The 14060-nt window shown below is 60.8% G+C and carries 13 protein-coding genes; 8 read left to right on the forward strand and 5 right to left on the reverse strand.

Features of this window, described 5'->3' with window-relative positions; translation table 11 throughout:
• The first annotated feature begins 109 nt into the window (after nt 1–109).
• The gene (locus tag RTE01_RS00340) at nt 110–976 is read left to right on the forward strand and encodes a helix-turn-helix domain-containing protein (RefSeq protein WP_115192875.1); all 867 of its coding nucleotides are present in this window, start codon (nt 110–112) and stop codon (nt 974–976) included.
• Here the strand turns inward: RTE01_RS00340 and RTE01_RS00345 are convergent.
• Nucleotides 956–2122: a benzoate/H(+) symporter BenE family transporter gene (locus tag RTE01_RS00345; protein WP_041145343.1), complete on the reverse strand. Its 1167-nt coding sequence runs from the start codon at nt 2120–2122 to the stop codon at nt 956–958. The two genes, RTE01_RS00340 and RTE01_RS00345, sit on opposite strands and share 21 nt — an antisense overlap.
• Nucleotides 2123–2434: 312 nt before the next feature.
• Here RTE01_RS00345 and RTE01_RS00350 point away from each other — a divergent pair, with 312 nt between their 5' ends.
• Both RTE01_RS00350 and RTE01_RS00355 read left to right on the forward strand, forming a co-directional pair.
• Entirely contained in the window at nt 2435–2983 is a 549-nt protein-coding gene (locus RTE01_RS00350) for a helix-turn-helix domain-containing protein (RefSeq protein WP_134525807.1), read from the forward strand.
• A gap of 233 nt (nt 2984–3216) precedes the next feature.
• Entirely contained in the window at nt 3217–5181 is a 1965-nt protein-coding gene (locus RTE01_RS00355) for a peptidase U32 family protein (protein WP_041145345.1), read from the forward strand.
• 12 nt (nt 5182–5193) lie between these two features.
• Here the strand turns inward: RTE01_RS00355 and RTE01_RS00360 are convergent, their stop codons facing one another.
• From RTE01_RS00360 to RTE01_RS00375, 4 genes are all read right to left on the reverse strand, one after another.
• On the reverse strand, nt 5194–5427 hold the full coding sequence (locus RTE01_RS00360; RefSeq protein WP_041145346.1) for a DUF2554 family protein: 234 nt from the start codon (nt 5425–5427) through the stop codon (nt 5194–5196).
• Between the two features lie 162 nt (nt 5428–5589).
• Nucleotides 5590–5715 carry a DUF2474 domain-containing protein gene (locus RTE01_RS00365; RefSeq protein ID WP_071844918.1) on the reverse strand — a complete coding sequence of 42 codons (126 nt, stop codon included), beginning with the start codon at nt 5713–5715 and terminating at the stop codon, nt 5590–5592.
• Nucleotides 5715–6725 carry a cytochrome d ubiquinol oxidase subunit II gene (gene cydB, locus RTE01_RS00370; protein ID WP_134525811.1) on the reverse strand — a complete coding sequence of 337 codons (1011 nt, stop codon included), beginning with the start codon at nt 6723–6725 and terminating at the stop codon, nt 5715–5717. The genes RTE01_RS00365 and cydB overlap by 1 nt, the downstream gene beginning before the upstream one ends.
• Nucleotides 6725–8122: a cytochrome ubiquinol oxidase subunit I gene (locus RTE01_RS00375; protein WP_134525813.1), complete on the reverse strand. Its 1398-nt coding sequence runs from the start codon at nt 8120–8122 to the stop codon at nt 6725–6727. Before RTE01_RS00375 ends, cydB begins: the two co-directional genes overlap by 1 nt.
• Nucleotides 8123–8436: 314 nt before the next feature.
• Here RTE01_RS00375 and RTE01_RS00380 point away from each other — a divergent pair, with 314 nt between their 5' ends.
• The 5 genes from RTE01_RS00380 to RTE01_RS00400 all read left to right on the forward strand — a co-directional run bounded on the left by RTE01_RS00380 (nt 8437) and on the right by RTE01_RS00400 (nt 14059).
• A complete protein-coding gene (locus RTE01_RS00380; RefSeq protein WP_041145349.1) occupies nt 8437–9855 on the forward strand; it encodes an aminotransferase-like domain-containing protein in 1419 nt (472 codons plus the stop codon).
• A gap of 300 nt (nt 9856–10155) precedes the next feature.
• Nucleotides 10156–11301, forward strand: a complete 1146-nt coding sequence (ydcS, locus tag RTE01_RS00385) for a putative ABC transporter substrate-binding protein YdcS (protein ID WP_123551416.1) — start codon at nt 10156–10158, stop codon at nt 11299–11301.
• A 17-nt stretch (nt 11302–11318) separates the two neighbouring features.
• Nucleotides 11319–12332 carry an ABC transporter ATP-binding protein gene (locus tag RTE01_RS00390; protein ID WP_041145351.1) on the forward strand — a complete coding sequence of 338 codons (1014 nt, stop codon included), beginning with the start codon at nt 11319–11321 and terminating at the stop codon, nt 12330–12332.
• Nucleotide 12333: 1 nt separating this feature from the next.
• Nucleotides 12334–13263: an ABC transporter permease gene (locus RTE01_RS00395; protein ID WP_041145352.1), complete on the forward strand. Its 930-nt coding sequence runs from the start codon at nt 12334–12336 to the stop codon at nt 13261–13263.
• Complete coding sequence (locus RTE01_RS00400; protein WP_041145353.1) at nt 13253–14059, forward strand: ABC transporter permease; 807 nt, start codon at nt 13253–13255, stop codon at nt 14057–14059. The genes RTE01_RS00395 and RTE01_RS00400 overlap by 11 nt, the downstream gene beginning before the upstream one ends.
• Nucleotide 14060 lies beyond the last annotated feature (1 nt).

Below are 14060 nucleotides of genomic sequence, written 5' to 3' on the forward strand. Positions count from 1 at the left end.
CCGACTTGCAAATTCTTGCGCTTATTTTGCTTCAGGAGACCGCGAGGTCTGGTATCCGCCGTCGACTCTTCATAGACTACGGGTTTGCGGAATCTGATTTGTGAAGGCTATGGCTTACGGGACTTTCGAAACATTACGTCAACAAAAAGCCGTGCTGCGGGAAACGGTGGAGCTGAACTCCGGCATTCAGCTGGCGGCGTGGTACAACAACCTCGATACGGTGACGGTACGTAGCGACCACCACACGCTCAGCCTGTACGTTGCCGACGGTTACGAAAGCTATCAGAAAACGCCGCAGGGCTGGAAAAACGGCGGCGGGCCGGATCGCTTCTGCCTGATGCCAAAGGGGGCGGAGAGTACCTGGGATATCCGCGGCGACCTCTCTTTTGTCCACCTTTACTGCACCGATGCGCATCTGCGACGCGTCGGGGAACAGGTCTGGGACCGCAGCCCGGCCTCGTTTAGCCTGCAGGAACAGACCTTTTCCCGGGATGATAAAATCACCGCGGTCTATCGTCAGTTTCTCCTCGACTACGACTGGCAGCAGCAGGCCAACCAGCTGACCCTAAGCTCCGCCAGCACGCTGCTGCTGACCCACCTTATCCAGCACTATTCGAACGTCCAGTGGCGCCTGCCAACGGTTACCGGCGGCCTGGCGCCGCACGTTCTGCGCACGCTTTTGGCGTGGATTGAAGAGAACCTTGACCAGCCGCTGACGCTGGCCGACCTGGCCCAGGAAACGGCGCTCAGCGAATATCACTTCGCGCGCATGTTCCGCCAGTCGATGAAAATGGCGCCGCATCAGTACGTCATGCAGCGGCGCATGCTCCGCGCGCAGGAGCTTATCTGCCACAGCGCTCGTTCGCTCACCGATATCGCCCTGGCCTGCGGCTTCAGCTCCGCCAGCCATTTCAGCAACCGCGTCAAAGGCGCCACCGGCCTGACGCCGTCGCAGCTACGCGCGGCGCAGCGCTGATAGCAGAGCGTAGCTCACCCCGCCCAGTAGCAGCCCCCAGAAGGCGGAACCAATGCCCGCCAGCGTCACCCCGCTGGCGGTAACCAGAAAGGCCACCACCGCCGCATCGCGTTCGCTCTCATGATTCAGCGCCTGAAACAGGCTTCCGCCGAGGGTGCCCAGCAGCGCCAGCCCGGCGAGCATCTGGATCCACGCCACCGGCAGGGCCGACATCAGCGCGGTAATCGAACCGCCAAAAATGCCCGCCAGAAGATAAAAACCGCCGGCCGCCGCCGCCGCAAGCCAGCGGCGCTGAGGGTCGGGATGGGCGTCCGGACTTTGACAGATCGCGGCGGTGATCGCGGCAATACAGATGGAGTAAACGCCAAACGGCGACAGCAGCAGCGCCAGGCCGCCGGTCGCCACGATAAGCGGCGACACCGGCACCGGATAGCCGGAGGCCTGCAGCGTGGCGAAGCCGGGGGCGTTTTGCGACGCCATGGTGACGAGGAAAAACGGCAGCCCGACGCTGAGCAGCAGAGAGGGGGTAAACTGCGGTGCGATAAAGGCCGGCGCAACGAAAGAGAGGCTGAGGTGTTCACCGCTCACCTCGCCGCTGGCCCAGGCGATGGCGGCCCCCACCAGCAGGGCGGCCACGACCGCGAAGCGCGGGAGCAGGGCCTTGCAGATAAGCCAGGCGCCGAGCATGCCGCCGCAGAGGAGCAGATTACCCTGCAGGCTGGAGAAGGCCTGCAGGCCAAAACGCAGCAATATCCCGGCCAGCATCGCCGCCGCCAGCGAGTGGGGCACGATCTTCATCAGGCGGGCAAACAGGCCGGTCACCCCGCAGAGCACGATAAGGGCGTTGGCGAAAACAAACACCCCGACCGCCTGCTCCAGCGTTACGCCCTGCAGCCCGCTGACCAGCAGCGCCGCGCCGGGAGTGGACCACGCGGTGAGGATCGGCACCTTACGCCACAGGGTCAGCGCGAGGGTGCTGACCCCCATGCCCAAACCCAGCGCCGTCATCCAGCCGGCGATTTGTCCGGCATCGGCCCCCGCGGCGGCGGCGGCCTGCCAGATAATGGCCGCGGAGCTGGCGTAGCCGACCAGCACCGCGATAAAGCCGGCGAGCAGCGTCGGCAGCGGTAGGGAGAACGAGCGCATGATAACCTCTTGTGCGTTATAACATCCGGTGAAATGTATCACTGTGCGCTATAGCGCACAAGCGCGGCGATCGGTTCCGCCTGCCGCTGCAGAAATGTGATCGCTATCGACTCCCGGCGGCGATAGCAGATTGCTCTATGTTGCCAGCAGCTAATTTCATCCGCTTCTCAGGATTGTGCGATATGTTTCCGGTAACCAATCAGCAGTTTGGCGTGGGCCCCCGGGAGTACCGCCGGCGCTTTTCGCAATTAAACGCCCTGTAGAATCATATTAATACGCGTATAATTTCTGCTGAGAAAATCAGGAGGTGGAATGAATATTGCGCAACATCTTGCGGCAACCCTGAAAACGCTGCGCCAACAGCGCGGCTGGAGCCTGTCGCGTCTGGCGGAGGAGACCGGGGTGTCGAAGGCGATGCTCGGGCAGATTGAGCGCAACGAATCCAGCCCGACCGTGGCGACGTTGTGGAAAATTGCCACCGGGCTGAACGTGGCCTTCTCGACGTTTATCGTCGCCGATGATGCCGACGCGCCGGCCGCCTTCGACCCGCAGCAGCAGGCAATGGTGGTGACGCCGGTTTTCCCGTGGGATCCGCAGCTGCGTTTTGACCATTTTTCTATCACCCTCGCTCCCGGCGCGCTCAGCGAGTCAACGCCGCATGAAAAAGGGGTGATCGAGCACGTGGTGGTAATAAGCGGAGCGCTGGAGCTGTGCCTTGAAGGGCAGTGGCAGACTCTGCAGGCGGGGGAAGGGCGGCGCTTTGCCGGCGACCTGGCGCATGCCTACCGCAACAGCGGCGCGCAGACGGCCCATTTTCATTCGCTCATTCACTACCCCAAAGAAAAAGCCGCCGGGGGTTAGCCGGCGGCCAATCAAGATGACTGATAAAAACAATCCACAACGTGACGAGGAAAATCCGGAATACGCGGTGACTTTACCCTGCGCCGTTTTCGCTGGGAAATAGCTTTTCCTTCAATGCTTTGCCAGAATCTGAAAATTCACCCCGCGGCGGCGGCGGAAATTGTTTTGGTCTCTGCCCACTTCTGACTACAATAGCCGCCATTTCGCCCCCTATAACGGATAACGACGATCGTATGCGCCTGCAAAACCATCATCTTGAACTTCTTAGCCCTGCCCGCGATGCCGGGATCGCCCGTGAAGCTATTTTACACGGTGCGGACGCGGTTTATATCGGCGGACCGGGCTTTGGCGCGCGCCACAACGCCAGCAACAGCCTCAGCGATATCGCCGAACTGGTGCCTTTCGCCCATCGCTACGGTGCGAAGATTTTTGTGACGCTGAATACCATCCTGCATGATGATGAGCTTGAGCCCGCGCAGCGCCTGATTACCGACCTGTATGAAACCGGCGTTGATGCGCTGATCGTGCAGGATATGGGGGTGATGCAGCTGGATATCCCGCCGATTGAGCTGCATGCCAGCACCCAGTGCGATATCCGTAGCGTTGAAAAAGCGAAGTTTCTTTCCGACGTCGGCTTCAGCCAGATAGTGCTGGCGCGCGAGCTGGATCTGCAGCAGATCAAGGCCATCTACGAACACACCGACGCGACGATTGAGTTCTTTATTCACGGCGCGCTGTGCGTAGCCTACTCCGGTCAGTGCAATATCTCCCACGCGCAGACCGGCCGCAGCGCCAACCGCGGCGACTGCTCTCAGGCGTGCCGCCTGCCGTATACCCTGAAAGATGACCAGGGCCGGGTCGTGGCCTATGAGAAACACCTCCTGTCGATGAAAGACAACGATCAGACCGCCAACCTGGCCCAGCTGATCGACGCCGGCGTGCGCTCCTTCAAGATTGAGGGCCGCTACAAAGACATGAGCTACGTGAAGAACATTACCGCCCACTATCGTCAGATGCTGGACGCAATCATTGAAGACCGCGGCGATCTTGCGCGCTCCTCTGCCGGACGTACCGAGCATTTCTTCGTGCCGTCCACGGATAAAACCTTCCATCGCGGCAGCACCGACTACTTCGTTAACGCGCGTAAAGGGGATATCGGCGCGTTCGATTCGCCGAAGTTTATCGGCCTGCCGGTGGGCGAAGTGCTGAAGGTGGGCAAGGACCATCTTGACGTTGAGGTGAGCGAAGCGCTGACCAACGGCGACGGTCTGAACGTGATGATCAAGCGCGAAATTGTCGGTTTTCGCGCCAATACGGTAGAGAAAACCGGTGAAAACCGCTACCGCGTATGGCCAAACGAAATGCCGGCGGATCTCTATAAGGCGCGCCCGCATCAGGCGCTGAACCGCAATCTCGACCACAACTGGCAGCAGGCGCTGCAAAAGACCTCCAGCGAGCGGCGGATTGCGGTAGATATCACCCTCAGCGGCTGGCAGGAACAGCTGGTGCTGACGATGACCTGCGAGGATGGCGTCAGCGTGACCCACACCCTCGACGGTGAGTTTGCCGAAGCGACCCAGGCCGATAAGGCGCTGGCTAACCTGCGCGACGGGGTGGCGAAATTAGGCCAGACCATCTATTTCGCCCGCAACGTTGAGATAGCGCTGCCCGGCGCGCTGTTTGTGCCCAACGGCCTGCTCAATCAGCTGCGTCGTGAAACGGTAGAGCGTCTCGATCGGGCGCGCCTGGACGCCGTGCCTCGCGGCCAGCGCAAGCCGGTGTCCGTGCCGCCGCCGGTCTATCCGGAAACCCATCTCTCGTTCCTGGCGAACGTCTATAACCACAAGGCGCGCGAGTTTTATCAGCGCTACGGCGTGAAGCTGATTGATGCCGCCTATGAAGCGCACGAAGAGAAAGGCGACGTGCCGGTGATGATCACCAAGCACTGCCTGCGCTTTGCCTTTAACCTGTGCCCGAAACAGGCTAAAGGTTCGATTAAGAGCTGGAAAGCTACGCCGATGCAGCTGATCCACGGCGACGAGGTGCTGACGCTGAAGTTTGACTGCCGTCCATGCGAAATGCACGTGGTGGGCAAAATGAAGAACCATATTCTGAAAATGCCGCTTCCGGGGAGCATCGTTGCCTCCGTCAGCCCGGACGAGCTGCTGAAAACCTTGCCCAAACGCAAAGGCGCCTGATCGACGCCGGGATTAGCTGCGGGAATAGGTTTTAGCCCGGCGGGCGTTCTGCCAGCGGTGCTGTTCGCGCAGGTTCGACGCCGCATCGTCGTACTGGCTGCGTAATTCGTCGCAATCGGCCTCGTGCAGCAGCCGCTGTTCGAGGCTGGGGACCGGGAAGTAGTCGTGTCCCTGCTGGCGGGCCAGCAGGTGGCCGGAAAAGAGCGCACACAGCAGCAGCAGCGTCGCAACGCATCTCCTGATCATATCCTGTTCCGTATGGGGGCGAGTGCAGCCACTATGCCTGCTGGTTGTTGAGCTTTTTTCTACGCCAGTCAAAGAAGGGAAAAGGCTCTGTCAGCGCCGGCTGACGGAAGATAAAAAAACCGGCAGATGCGCTGCCGGTTGATTGACGGTTAAGATAAAACGCTAGACTTTTAGCCCGGCAGCGGTCATTAACAGGCGAAAACCCATACTCACCGCCGCCAGCGCCAGCACGCTGCCGCCCCACAGCGCAACCATCCAGACTATCTGCTTAAGCCATAATCGATTCATCAATGATACCCCTCACCGTGTTGCACTTTGCCGCGGAATACGTAGTAACTCCAGAAGGTATAGCCGAGGATCACCGGAATAATCAGCGCCGCGCCTACCAGCATAAATCCCTGGCTCTGCGGCGGCGCGGCGGCCTGCCACAGGGTGATGGCCGGCGGAATAATATGCGGCCAGATACTGATCCCCAGCCCGCTAAAGCCGAGGAACACCAGCCCAAGCGTCAGCAGGAAAGGGCGGGCGTGATGGTCGTGGCTGCCTAACGCCCGCCAAAGCCAGACGCTGAGTGCCAGCACCAGCAGCGGAACCGGCAGCAGGAAAAAGAGGTTCGGTAAGCTGAACCAGCGCGCGGCGATAGCGGGCTGCGCCAGCGGGGTCCACAGGCTGATAGCGGCCATCACCGCCAGCAGCGCCAGCAGCAGGGCCCGCGACGCGCCGCGCATTTTTTCCTGCAGCGGCTCCTCGCTTTTCATCACCAGCCAGCTGGCGCCCAGCAGCGCGTAGGCGATGGTCAGCCCCAGGCCGGAAAACAGGGTGAACGGCGTAAGCCAGTCGAGCATACCGCCGCTAAAGGCGCGGCCGCTGACCGGGAAGCCGTTAATGACCGCGCCGACTACCACGCCCTGGGCAAAGGTCGCCAGCAGGGAGCCGCCAAGAAAAGCGAGGTCCCAGAAAGGCCGGTGCGACGGCGTGGCCTGGAAGCGAAATTCGAAGGCCACTCCGCGAAAGATCAGGCCAACCAGCATCAGCGTCAGCGGGATCGCCAGCGCGTCGATAATGACCGCGTAGGCCAGCGGAAAGGCGCCGAACAGCGCCGCGCCGCCGAGCACCAGCCAGGTCTCATTTCCGTCCCACACCGGGGCCACGCTGTTCACCATCACGTTGCGATCCTCGGGGTCGCGGATGGTGCAGAATAAAATGCCAATCCCTAAATCGAAGCCGTCCATGACGATATACATCAGGGTGGCGAAAACGATGATGGCAAACCAGATTACCGACAGGTCGATAGCCATTAGTGGGACTCCTTATGCTCAAGATTGCCGGTGGCGGCGGAAAGCGGACGCGCCGGGGTGCCGCTTACCGGCGGATTGACCTCCTGCGGGCCTTTGCGGATCAGGCGCAGCATATAGCTATAGCCGACGCCAAAGACCGAGCTGTAGACCACGAAAAACGTCAGCAGGCTGATGGTCATATGCAGGTCGCCGTGGGCGGAAACGGCGTCGGCGGTGCGCTGCACGCCATAGACAACCCACGGCTGGCGGCCCACCTCGGTGGTCACCCAGCCGGCGAGGATGGCAATCAGCCCCGATGGCCCCATCCAAAGCGCAAAGCGCAGGAAGGGCTTCGAGTGGTAGAGCCGCCGGCGGTAGCGCAGCCACAGCGCCAGCGCGCCGAGCAGGATCATCAGCATGCCGAGGCCGGCCATCAGGCGAAATGACCAGAATACAATGGTCGAATTGGGGCGGTCCTCTGGCGCAAACTCCTTCAGCGCCGGTACCTGTTTATCGAGGCTGTGGGTGAGGATCAGGCTACCGAGCGCCGGGATTTCGAGGCCGTAGCGGGTGCGCTCCTGCTGCATATCCGGCCAGCCGAATAGCAGCAGCGGCGTCGGTTCCCCCGGCCGGTTTTCCCAGTGTCCCTCAATGGCGGCAATTTTTGCCGGCTGATGCTCGAGCGTGTTCAGGCCGTGCATATCGCCAATCATCGCCTGGATGGGGGCGACGATCAGCGTCATCCACAGGGCCATCGAAAACATCGCGCGAATGGCCGGAGTTTGATTGCCGCGCAGCAGATGCCATGCCGCCGAGGCGCCGACGAACAGCGCGCTGCTGAGGAAGGCCGCGACCGACATATGCAGCAGGCGGTAGGGGAATGAGGGGTTGAAGATCACCGCAAACCAGTCGACGGGCACCACCTGGCCGTTGACCACCTCAAAGCCCTGCGGCGTCTGCATCCAGCTGTTGGAGGCGAGGATCCAGAAGGTGGAGATTATGGTCCCGGTCGCCACCATGCAGGTGGCGAAGAAGTGCATGCCGGGGCTGACGCGGTTCCAGCCGAACAGCATCACGCCGAGGAACCCGGCTTCGAGGAAGAAGGCCGTCAGCACCTCATAGGTCAGCAGCGGCCCGGTAATACTGCCGGCGAACTCAGAAAAACCGCTCCAGTTGGTGCCGAACTGATAGGCCATCACCAGCCCGGAGACGACGCCCATGCCGAAGTTGACGGCGAAAATTTTCGACCAGAAGTGGTACAGCGATCGCCAGACGGGATTTTTGGTTTTTAACCACAGCCCTTCCAGCACCGCCAGATAGCTGGCAAGCCCGATGGTGATGGCGGGAAAGATAATATGAAACGACACGGTAAAGGCGAATTGAATTCGCGCCAGGTGGAATGCATCAAGACCAAACATGCAGTGCTCCGCAATAAAAATTGATTCAGCGCAATTTTAGGCGTCGCCTGCCTTTGGTTGCAGAGGCAGAAAGGCTCTTTTTTCCCATAACAGTCGGGTGACTGTTATGGATTTTTCTCAGCCGCCGCTGCCGAATGGTCTGCGGGAATAGGCGGCGTTGGGATAAACGCTGCCCCGCTGCGGCGCACTATCCGCACGACGCAGCGGCGGGTTAAAAGATAGCCCGCAGGCTTAGTGCATAACAGTTTTTATAAACTGCCATTATTTATCAGCTGTTATACTATAGGCCACAACGTTCATCCGCGGACTCACCTATGAAAAAGTACCAACAGCTGGCACAGCAGCTGACCGAACAGATTGCGCTCGGCGTCTGGCAGCCCGGCGACCGCTTGCCCTCGCTGCGCGAGCAGGTGGTCAGTAGCGGAATGAGTTTTATGACGGTCAGCCACGCCTATCAGCTGCTGGAGAGCCAGGGGCGGATCATCGCCCGTCCGCAGTCGGGCTACTACGTTGCGCCTAAGCCGGTTAAGTCGCGCCAGCCGGCGCCGCCGGCGCAGGTGACCCGGCACGAATCGGTGGATATTAATACCTACATTTTTGAAGTGCTGCAGGCCAGTCGTCAGGCCTCGATGCTGCCTTTTGCCTCCGCTTTTCCCGACCCGCGCCTGTTTCCGCTCCAGCAGCTAAACCGCTCCCTGGCGCAGGTCAGCAAAACCGCAACGGCGATGAGCGTGATTGAAAACCTGCCGCCGGGTAACGACGAGCTGCGCCACGCGATTGCCCGCCGCTACGCGCTGCAGGGAATGAACATTTCACCGGATGAGATAGTGATCACCGCCGGCGCGCTGGAGGCGCTCAACCTCAGCCTGCAGGCGGTCACGGAGCCGGGCGACTGGGTGGTGGTGGAAAATCCCTGCTTCTACGGCGCGCTGCAGGCGCTGGAAAGGCTGCGGCTGAAAGCGCTGTCGGTGGCGACGGACGTCAAAGAGGGGATCGATCTGGCGGCACTGGAGCAGGCGCTGCAGAGCTATCCGGTGAAGGCCTGCTGGCTGATGACCAACGGCCAGAACCCGCTCGGCTTTACCCTCAGCGCGGAGAAAAAGGCGCGGCTGGTCGAGCTGCTGGCGCGCTACAACGTGGTGCTGATTGAAGATGACGTCTACAGCGAGCTCTATTTTGGCCGCGAGAAGCCGCTGCCCGCCAAATTCTGGGACCGCCAGGATATGACGCTCCACTGCAGCTCCTTTTCCAAATGCCTGGTGCCGGGCTTTCGCATCGGCTGGGTGGCCGCCGGCAAACACGCCCGGCGCATTCAGCAGCTGCAGCTGATGAGCACGCTGTCGACCAGCTCGCCAATGCAGATGGCGCTGGTGGACTATCTGTCGACCCGCCGCTACGACGCCCATCTGCGGCGCCTGCGCCGCCAGCTGGCCGAGCGCAAGCAGCAGGCCTGGCAAGCGCTGCTGCGCCATCTGCCCGCCGAAGTCAAAATCCACCATAGCGACAGCGGCTACTTTCTCTGGCTTGAGCTGCCGGCGGGCGCCGATGCCGGGGAGCTGAGCGCGCGCGCCCTGCGCGACAACATCAGCATTGCGCCGGGAAAAATGTTCTCCACCACCGCCAGCTGGACCTCATTCTTCCGCTTCAATACCGCCTGGGGCTGGGGGGAGAGAGAAGAGCAGGGGGTTAAACGCCTGGGCGAGCTTATTCGTGAGCTGCTGGCTGAGCCTTAGACTTATTTTTTCTACGACTTAACGCCTCGCGGAAAATAACTAAATATTATCATCCAACGATACCGGTCATTATTTTACCGGTATCGATCATAGGAAATTCGCATACCCATTCTCTGTCCCTAACTCCTTGTCTATAATCCATATTGTTGTCCAGCTTTTGCCGATTTTTACGGAATGCGCCCCTTGTCACAACCTGAATAAATTTCCCGTGAGGGGCATAGCGCGCCGTCTACTGTTATTAAGGGAGATATTTTTACGGCACGGCTGCCGCTAATTTTGTTGTGACAGGAGTAACACCCGATGAGCAAAAAAATTGCCCGTGGCAGCCTCTGTGTGCTGGGTATGGCCTTCCTGACCGCGCAGGCCGCCGAGCCGCCGACATCGTTGGATAAAGGCGAAGGCCGGCTGGATATCATTGCCTGGCCGGGATATATCGAACGCGGTCAGACGGATAAAAACTACGACTGGGTTACCCAGTTTGAAAAAGAGAGCGGATGCCAGGTCAACGTTAAAACCGCCGCCACCTCTGATGAGATGGTCAGCCTGATGGCGAAAGGGGGCTATGACCTGGTGACCGCCTCCGGCGACGCGTCGCTGCGCCTGATTATGGGCAAGCGCGTGCAGCCGATTAATCCGGCGCTGATCGCCAACTGGAAGACCCTCGACCCGCGGGTGGAGAAAGGCGCGTGGTTCAACGTGGGCGGTAAAGTCTACGGTACGCCCTACCAGTGGGGACCAAACCTGCTGATGTACAACACCAAAGTGTTCCCGACCCCGCCGGACAGCTGGAACGTGGTGTTTGTAAAACAAAATCTTAGCGACGGTAAAAGCAACGAGGGCCGGGTGCAGGCCTACGACGGCCCGATCTATATCGCCGACGCGGCGCTGTTCGTCAAGGCCACCCAGCCACAGCTCGGTATTACCGACCCCTATCAGCTTACCGAGGAGCAGTACCAGGCGGTGCTGAAGGTGCTGCGCGATCAGCGCAGGCTGATTCACCGCTACTGGCACGACACCACCGTGCAGATGAGCGACTTCAAAAACGAAGGCGTGGTCGCCTCCAGCGCGTGGCCGTATCAGGCCAACGGCCTCAAGGCTGAAGGCCAGCCTATCGCCACCGTCTTCCCGAAAGAGGGAGTGACCGGCTGGGCGGATACCACCATGCTGCACAGCGACGCTAAGCACCCGGTGTGCGCCTATAAATGGATGAACTGGTCGCTGACGCCGAAGGTTCAGGGCGACGTAGCGGCGTGGTTCGGTTCGCTGCCGGTGGTGCCGCAGGGCTGTAAAGCCAGCGCGCTGCTGGGAGAAAAAGGCTGCGAAACCAACGGCTATGATCAGTTCGCCAAAATCGCCTTCTGGAAGACCCCGATTGCGGAAGGCGGCAAGTTCGTCCCTTACAGCCGCTGGACTCAGGACTATATCGCGATTATGGGCGGCCGCTGAGCGGCCGGAGGCGTGAAATGACGTATGCGGTAGAGTTCCATAACGTCTCGCGGCTGTATGGCGACGTGCGCGCGGTGGATGGCGTAAGCATTGCCATCCGCGACGGCGAGTTTTTCTCGATGCTGGGGCCGTCCGGCTCCGGCAAAACCACCTGCCTGCGGCTGATTGCCGGTTTTGAACAGCTCTCCGGCGGGGAGATTGCCATTTTTGGCCAGCAGGCCAGCGAGCTGCCGCCGTGGCAGCGCGACGTCAATACCGTCTTCCAGGACTACGCGCTGTTTCCCCATATGTCGATCCTCGATAACGTCGCCTACGGGCTGATGGTGAAGGGGATTGGCAAAAAAGAGCGTCACCGCCGCGCGCAGGAGGCGCTGGAAAAAGTGGCCCTCGACTTTGTCCACGCGCGCAAACCCTCCCAGCTCTCCGGCGGCCAGCGCCAGCGGGTGGCGATTGCCCGCGCGCTGGTTAACGAGCCGCGGGTGCTGCTGCTGGATGAGCCGCTGGGGGCGCTGGATTTAAAACTGCGCGAGCAGATGCAGCTGGAGCTGAAAAAGCTGCAGCAGGCGCTGGGGATCACCTTTATTTTTGTCACCCACGACCAGGGCGAAGCGCTGTCGATGTCCGACCGGGTGGCGGTGTTTAATCACGGGCGCATCGAGCAGGTCGACGCGCCGCACGATCTCTACCTGCGGCCGAAAACGGCCTTCGTCGCCGGGTTCGTCGGCACGGCCAACGTCTTTGACGCCGAGCTCTCGGCCCGGCTGTGCGGCATGGCGGGCAGCTGGTCGCTGCGTCCGGAACATATCCGGCTCAACGGCGGCGGCGAGGTTCAGGTCGAGGGCGTGGTGCAGGCGGTGCAGTATCAGGGCGCGGCAACGCGAATCGAGCTAAAGCTGGCGGAGGGCGGCAGGCTGCTGGTGAGCCAGGCCAATAGCGACGGTGCTGCTGCGCTGAGCGCGCCGCAGGCGGGGCAAAGGGTGCTGGCCTCCTGGTCGCGCGCGGCGATGGTCTCTCTGGATAACGGTGGCTGATATGGCAACGCTCATCGCCAACGCGCCTTCCGGCCGCCTGTCAGGACTTTTCTGGCGCCGGCCCTCGCTGGGGCTGTTTTTACTGCTGCTTGGCCCGCTGATGTGGTTTGGTATCGTCTATCTGGGATCGCTGCTAACGCTGCTGTGGCAAAGCTTCTACACCTTCGACGATTTCACCATGTCGGTCACTACCGACCTGACGCTGGCTAATCTCAAGGCGCTGTTTAACCCGGCCAACTACGACATTATTATCCGCACGCTGGTGATGGCGCTGGCGGTCACGCTGGCCAGCGCGGTTCTGGCGCTGCCGATGGCGTGGTATATGGCGCGCTACACCAGCGGCAAGATGAAGGCATTTTTCTATATCGCCGTCATGCTGCCGATGTGGGCCAGCTATATCGTTAAGGCCTACGCCTGGACGCTGCTGCTGGCAAAGGATGGCGTGGCGCAGTGGTTTCTTCGCCACCTTGGGCTGGAGGGCGCGCTGAATCTGCTGCTGACGATCCCGGCGGTGGGCGGCAATACGCTGTCGACCTCGGGGCTGGGCCGCTTCCTGGTCTTCGTCTATATCTGGCTGCCGTTTATGATCCTGCCGGTGCAGGCAGCGCTGGAGCGCATACCGGCGTCGCTGCTGCAGGCGTCGGCCGACCTCGGCGCCCGGCCGCGGCAAACCTTTCGCCACGTGGTGCTGCCGCTGGCCATTCCCGGTATTGCCGCCGGGTCGATTTTTACCTTCTCGCTGACGCTGGGCGATTTTATCGTGCCGCAGCTGGTGGGGCCGCCGGGCTTTTTTATCGGCAATATGGTCTATTCCCAGCAGGGGGCGATTGGCAATATGCCGATGGCGGCGGCGTTTACCCTCGTGCCGATTGTCCTGATTGCCCTCTATCTGGCGTTTGTTAAACGCCTGGGAGCGTTTGATGCACTCTGAACGCGCGCCGCTGCTCCTGAAAATAGCAACCTGGGGCGGGGTTATCTTCCTGCATTTTCCACTGCTGATCATCGCCCTGTACGCCTTTAACACCGAAGACGCTGCCTTCAGCTTTCCGCCGCAGGGCCTGACGCTGCGCTGGTTTAGCGAAGCGGCCGGGCGGGGCGATATCATCGAATCAGTGACGTTGTCACTGAAAATTGCCGCGCTATCGACCGCTATTGCGCTGGTACTTGGCACGCTGGCTGCAGGAGCCCTGTGGCGCAGCGCTTTTTTTGGCAAGAACGCCGTGTCCCTGCTGCTGCTGTTACCCATCGCGCTACCGGGGATCATTACCGGCCTGGCGCTGCTAACGGCGTTTAAGGCGGTTAACCTCGAACCGGGTCTCTTTACCATCGTTGTCGGGCACGCCACCTTCTGCGTGGTGGTGGTCTTTAACAACGTGATCGCCCGCTTTCGTCGGACCTCCTGGAGCCTGGTGGAGGCGTCAATGGATTTAGGCGCTACGGGCTGGCAGACCTTCCGCTACGTGGTGTTGCCCAACCTGGGGTCGGCGCTGCTGGCCGGAGGAATGCTGGCGTTTGCGCTGTCGTTTGATGAAATAATCGTCACCACCTTTACCGCCGGACACGAGCGCACGCTCCCGCTATGGCTGCTGAATCAGCTGGGACGCCCGCGCGATGTGCCGATAACCAACGTTGTCGCGCTGCTGGTGATGCTGGTGACGACCATTCCGATTTTAGGAGCCTGGTGGCTCACCCGTGACGGCGACACAAGCGCTGAAAACGGTAAATAAC

Source organism: Klebsiella terrigena, assembly GCF_006539725.1.
In the GTDB taxonomy this organism is placed as follows: domain Bacteria; phylum Pseudomonadota; class Gammaproteobacteria; order Enterobacterales; family Enterobacteriaceae; genus Klebsiella; species Klebsiella terrigena.

What these genes read in the sequence shown, in the direction of transcription:
- RTE01_RS00355 (WP_041145345.1), top strand. Translation starts at nt 3,217, where the DNA reads ATGCGCCTGCAAAACCATCATCTTGAACTTCTTAGCCCTGCCCGCGAT.
- RTE01_RS00375 (WP_134525813.1), bottom strand. Translation starts at nt 8,122, where the DNA reads ATGTTTGGTCTTGATGCATTCCACCTGGCGCGAATTCAATTCGCCTTT.
- ydcS (WP_123551416.1), top strand. Translation starts at nt 10,156, where the DNA reads ATGAGCAAAAAAATTGCCCGTGGCAGCCTCTGTGTGCTGGGTATGGCC.
- RTE01_RS00350 (WP_134525807.1), top strand. Translation starts at nt 2,435, where the DNA reads ATGAATATTGCGCAACATCTTGCGGCAACCCTGAAAACGCTGCGCCAA.
- RTE01_RS00400 (WP_041145353.1), top strand. Translation starts at nt 13,253, where the DNA reads ATGCACTCTGAACGCGCGCCGCTGCTCCTGAAAATAGCAACCTGGGGC.
- cydB (WP_134525811.1), bottom strand. Translation starts at nt 6,725, where the DNA reads ATGGCTATCGACCTGTCGGTAATCTGGTTTGCCATCATCGTTTTCGCC.
- RTE01_RS00345 (WP_041145343.1), bottom strand. Translation starts at nt 2,122, where the DNA reads ATGCGCTCGTTCTCCCTACCGCTGCCGACGCTGCTCGCCGGCTTTATC.
- RTE01_RS00380 (WP_041145349.1), top strand. Translation starts at nt 8,437, where the DNA reads ATGAAAAAGTACCAACAGCTGGCACAGCAGCTGACCGAACAGATTGCG.
- RTE01_RS00360 (WP_041145346.1), bottom strand. Translation starts at nt 5,427, where the DNA reads ATGATCAGGAGATGCGTTGCGACGCTGCTGCTGCTGTGTGCGCTCTTT.
- RTE01_RS00340 (WP_115192875.1), top strand. Translation starts at nt 110, where the DNA reads ATGGCTTACGGGACTTTCGAAACATTACGTCAACAAAAAGCCGTGCTG.
- RTE01_RS00390 (WP_041145351.1), top strand. Translation starts at nt 11,319, where the DNA reads ATGACGTATGCGGTAGAGTTCCATAACGTCTCGCGGCTGTATGGCGAC.
- RTE01_RS00395 (WP_041145352.1), top strand. Translation starts at nt 12,334, where the DNA reads ATGGCAACGCTCATCGCCAACGCGCCTTCCGGCCGCCTGTCAGGACTT.
- RTE01_RS00365 (WP_071844918.1), bottom strand. Translation starts at nt 5,715, where the DNA reads ATGAATCGATTATGGCTTAAGCAGATAGTCTGGATGGTTGCGCTGTGG.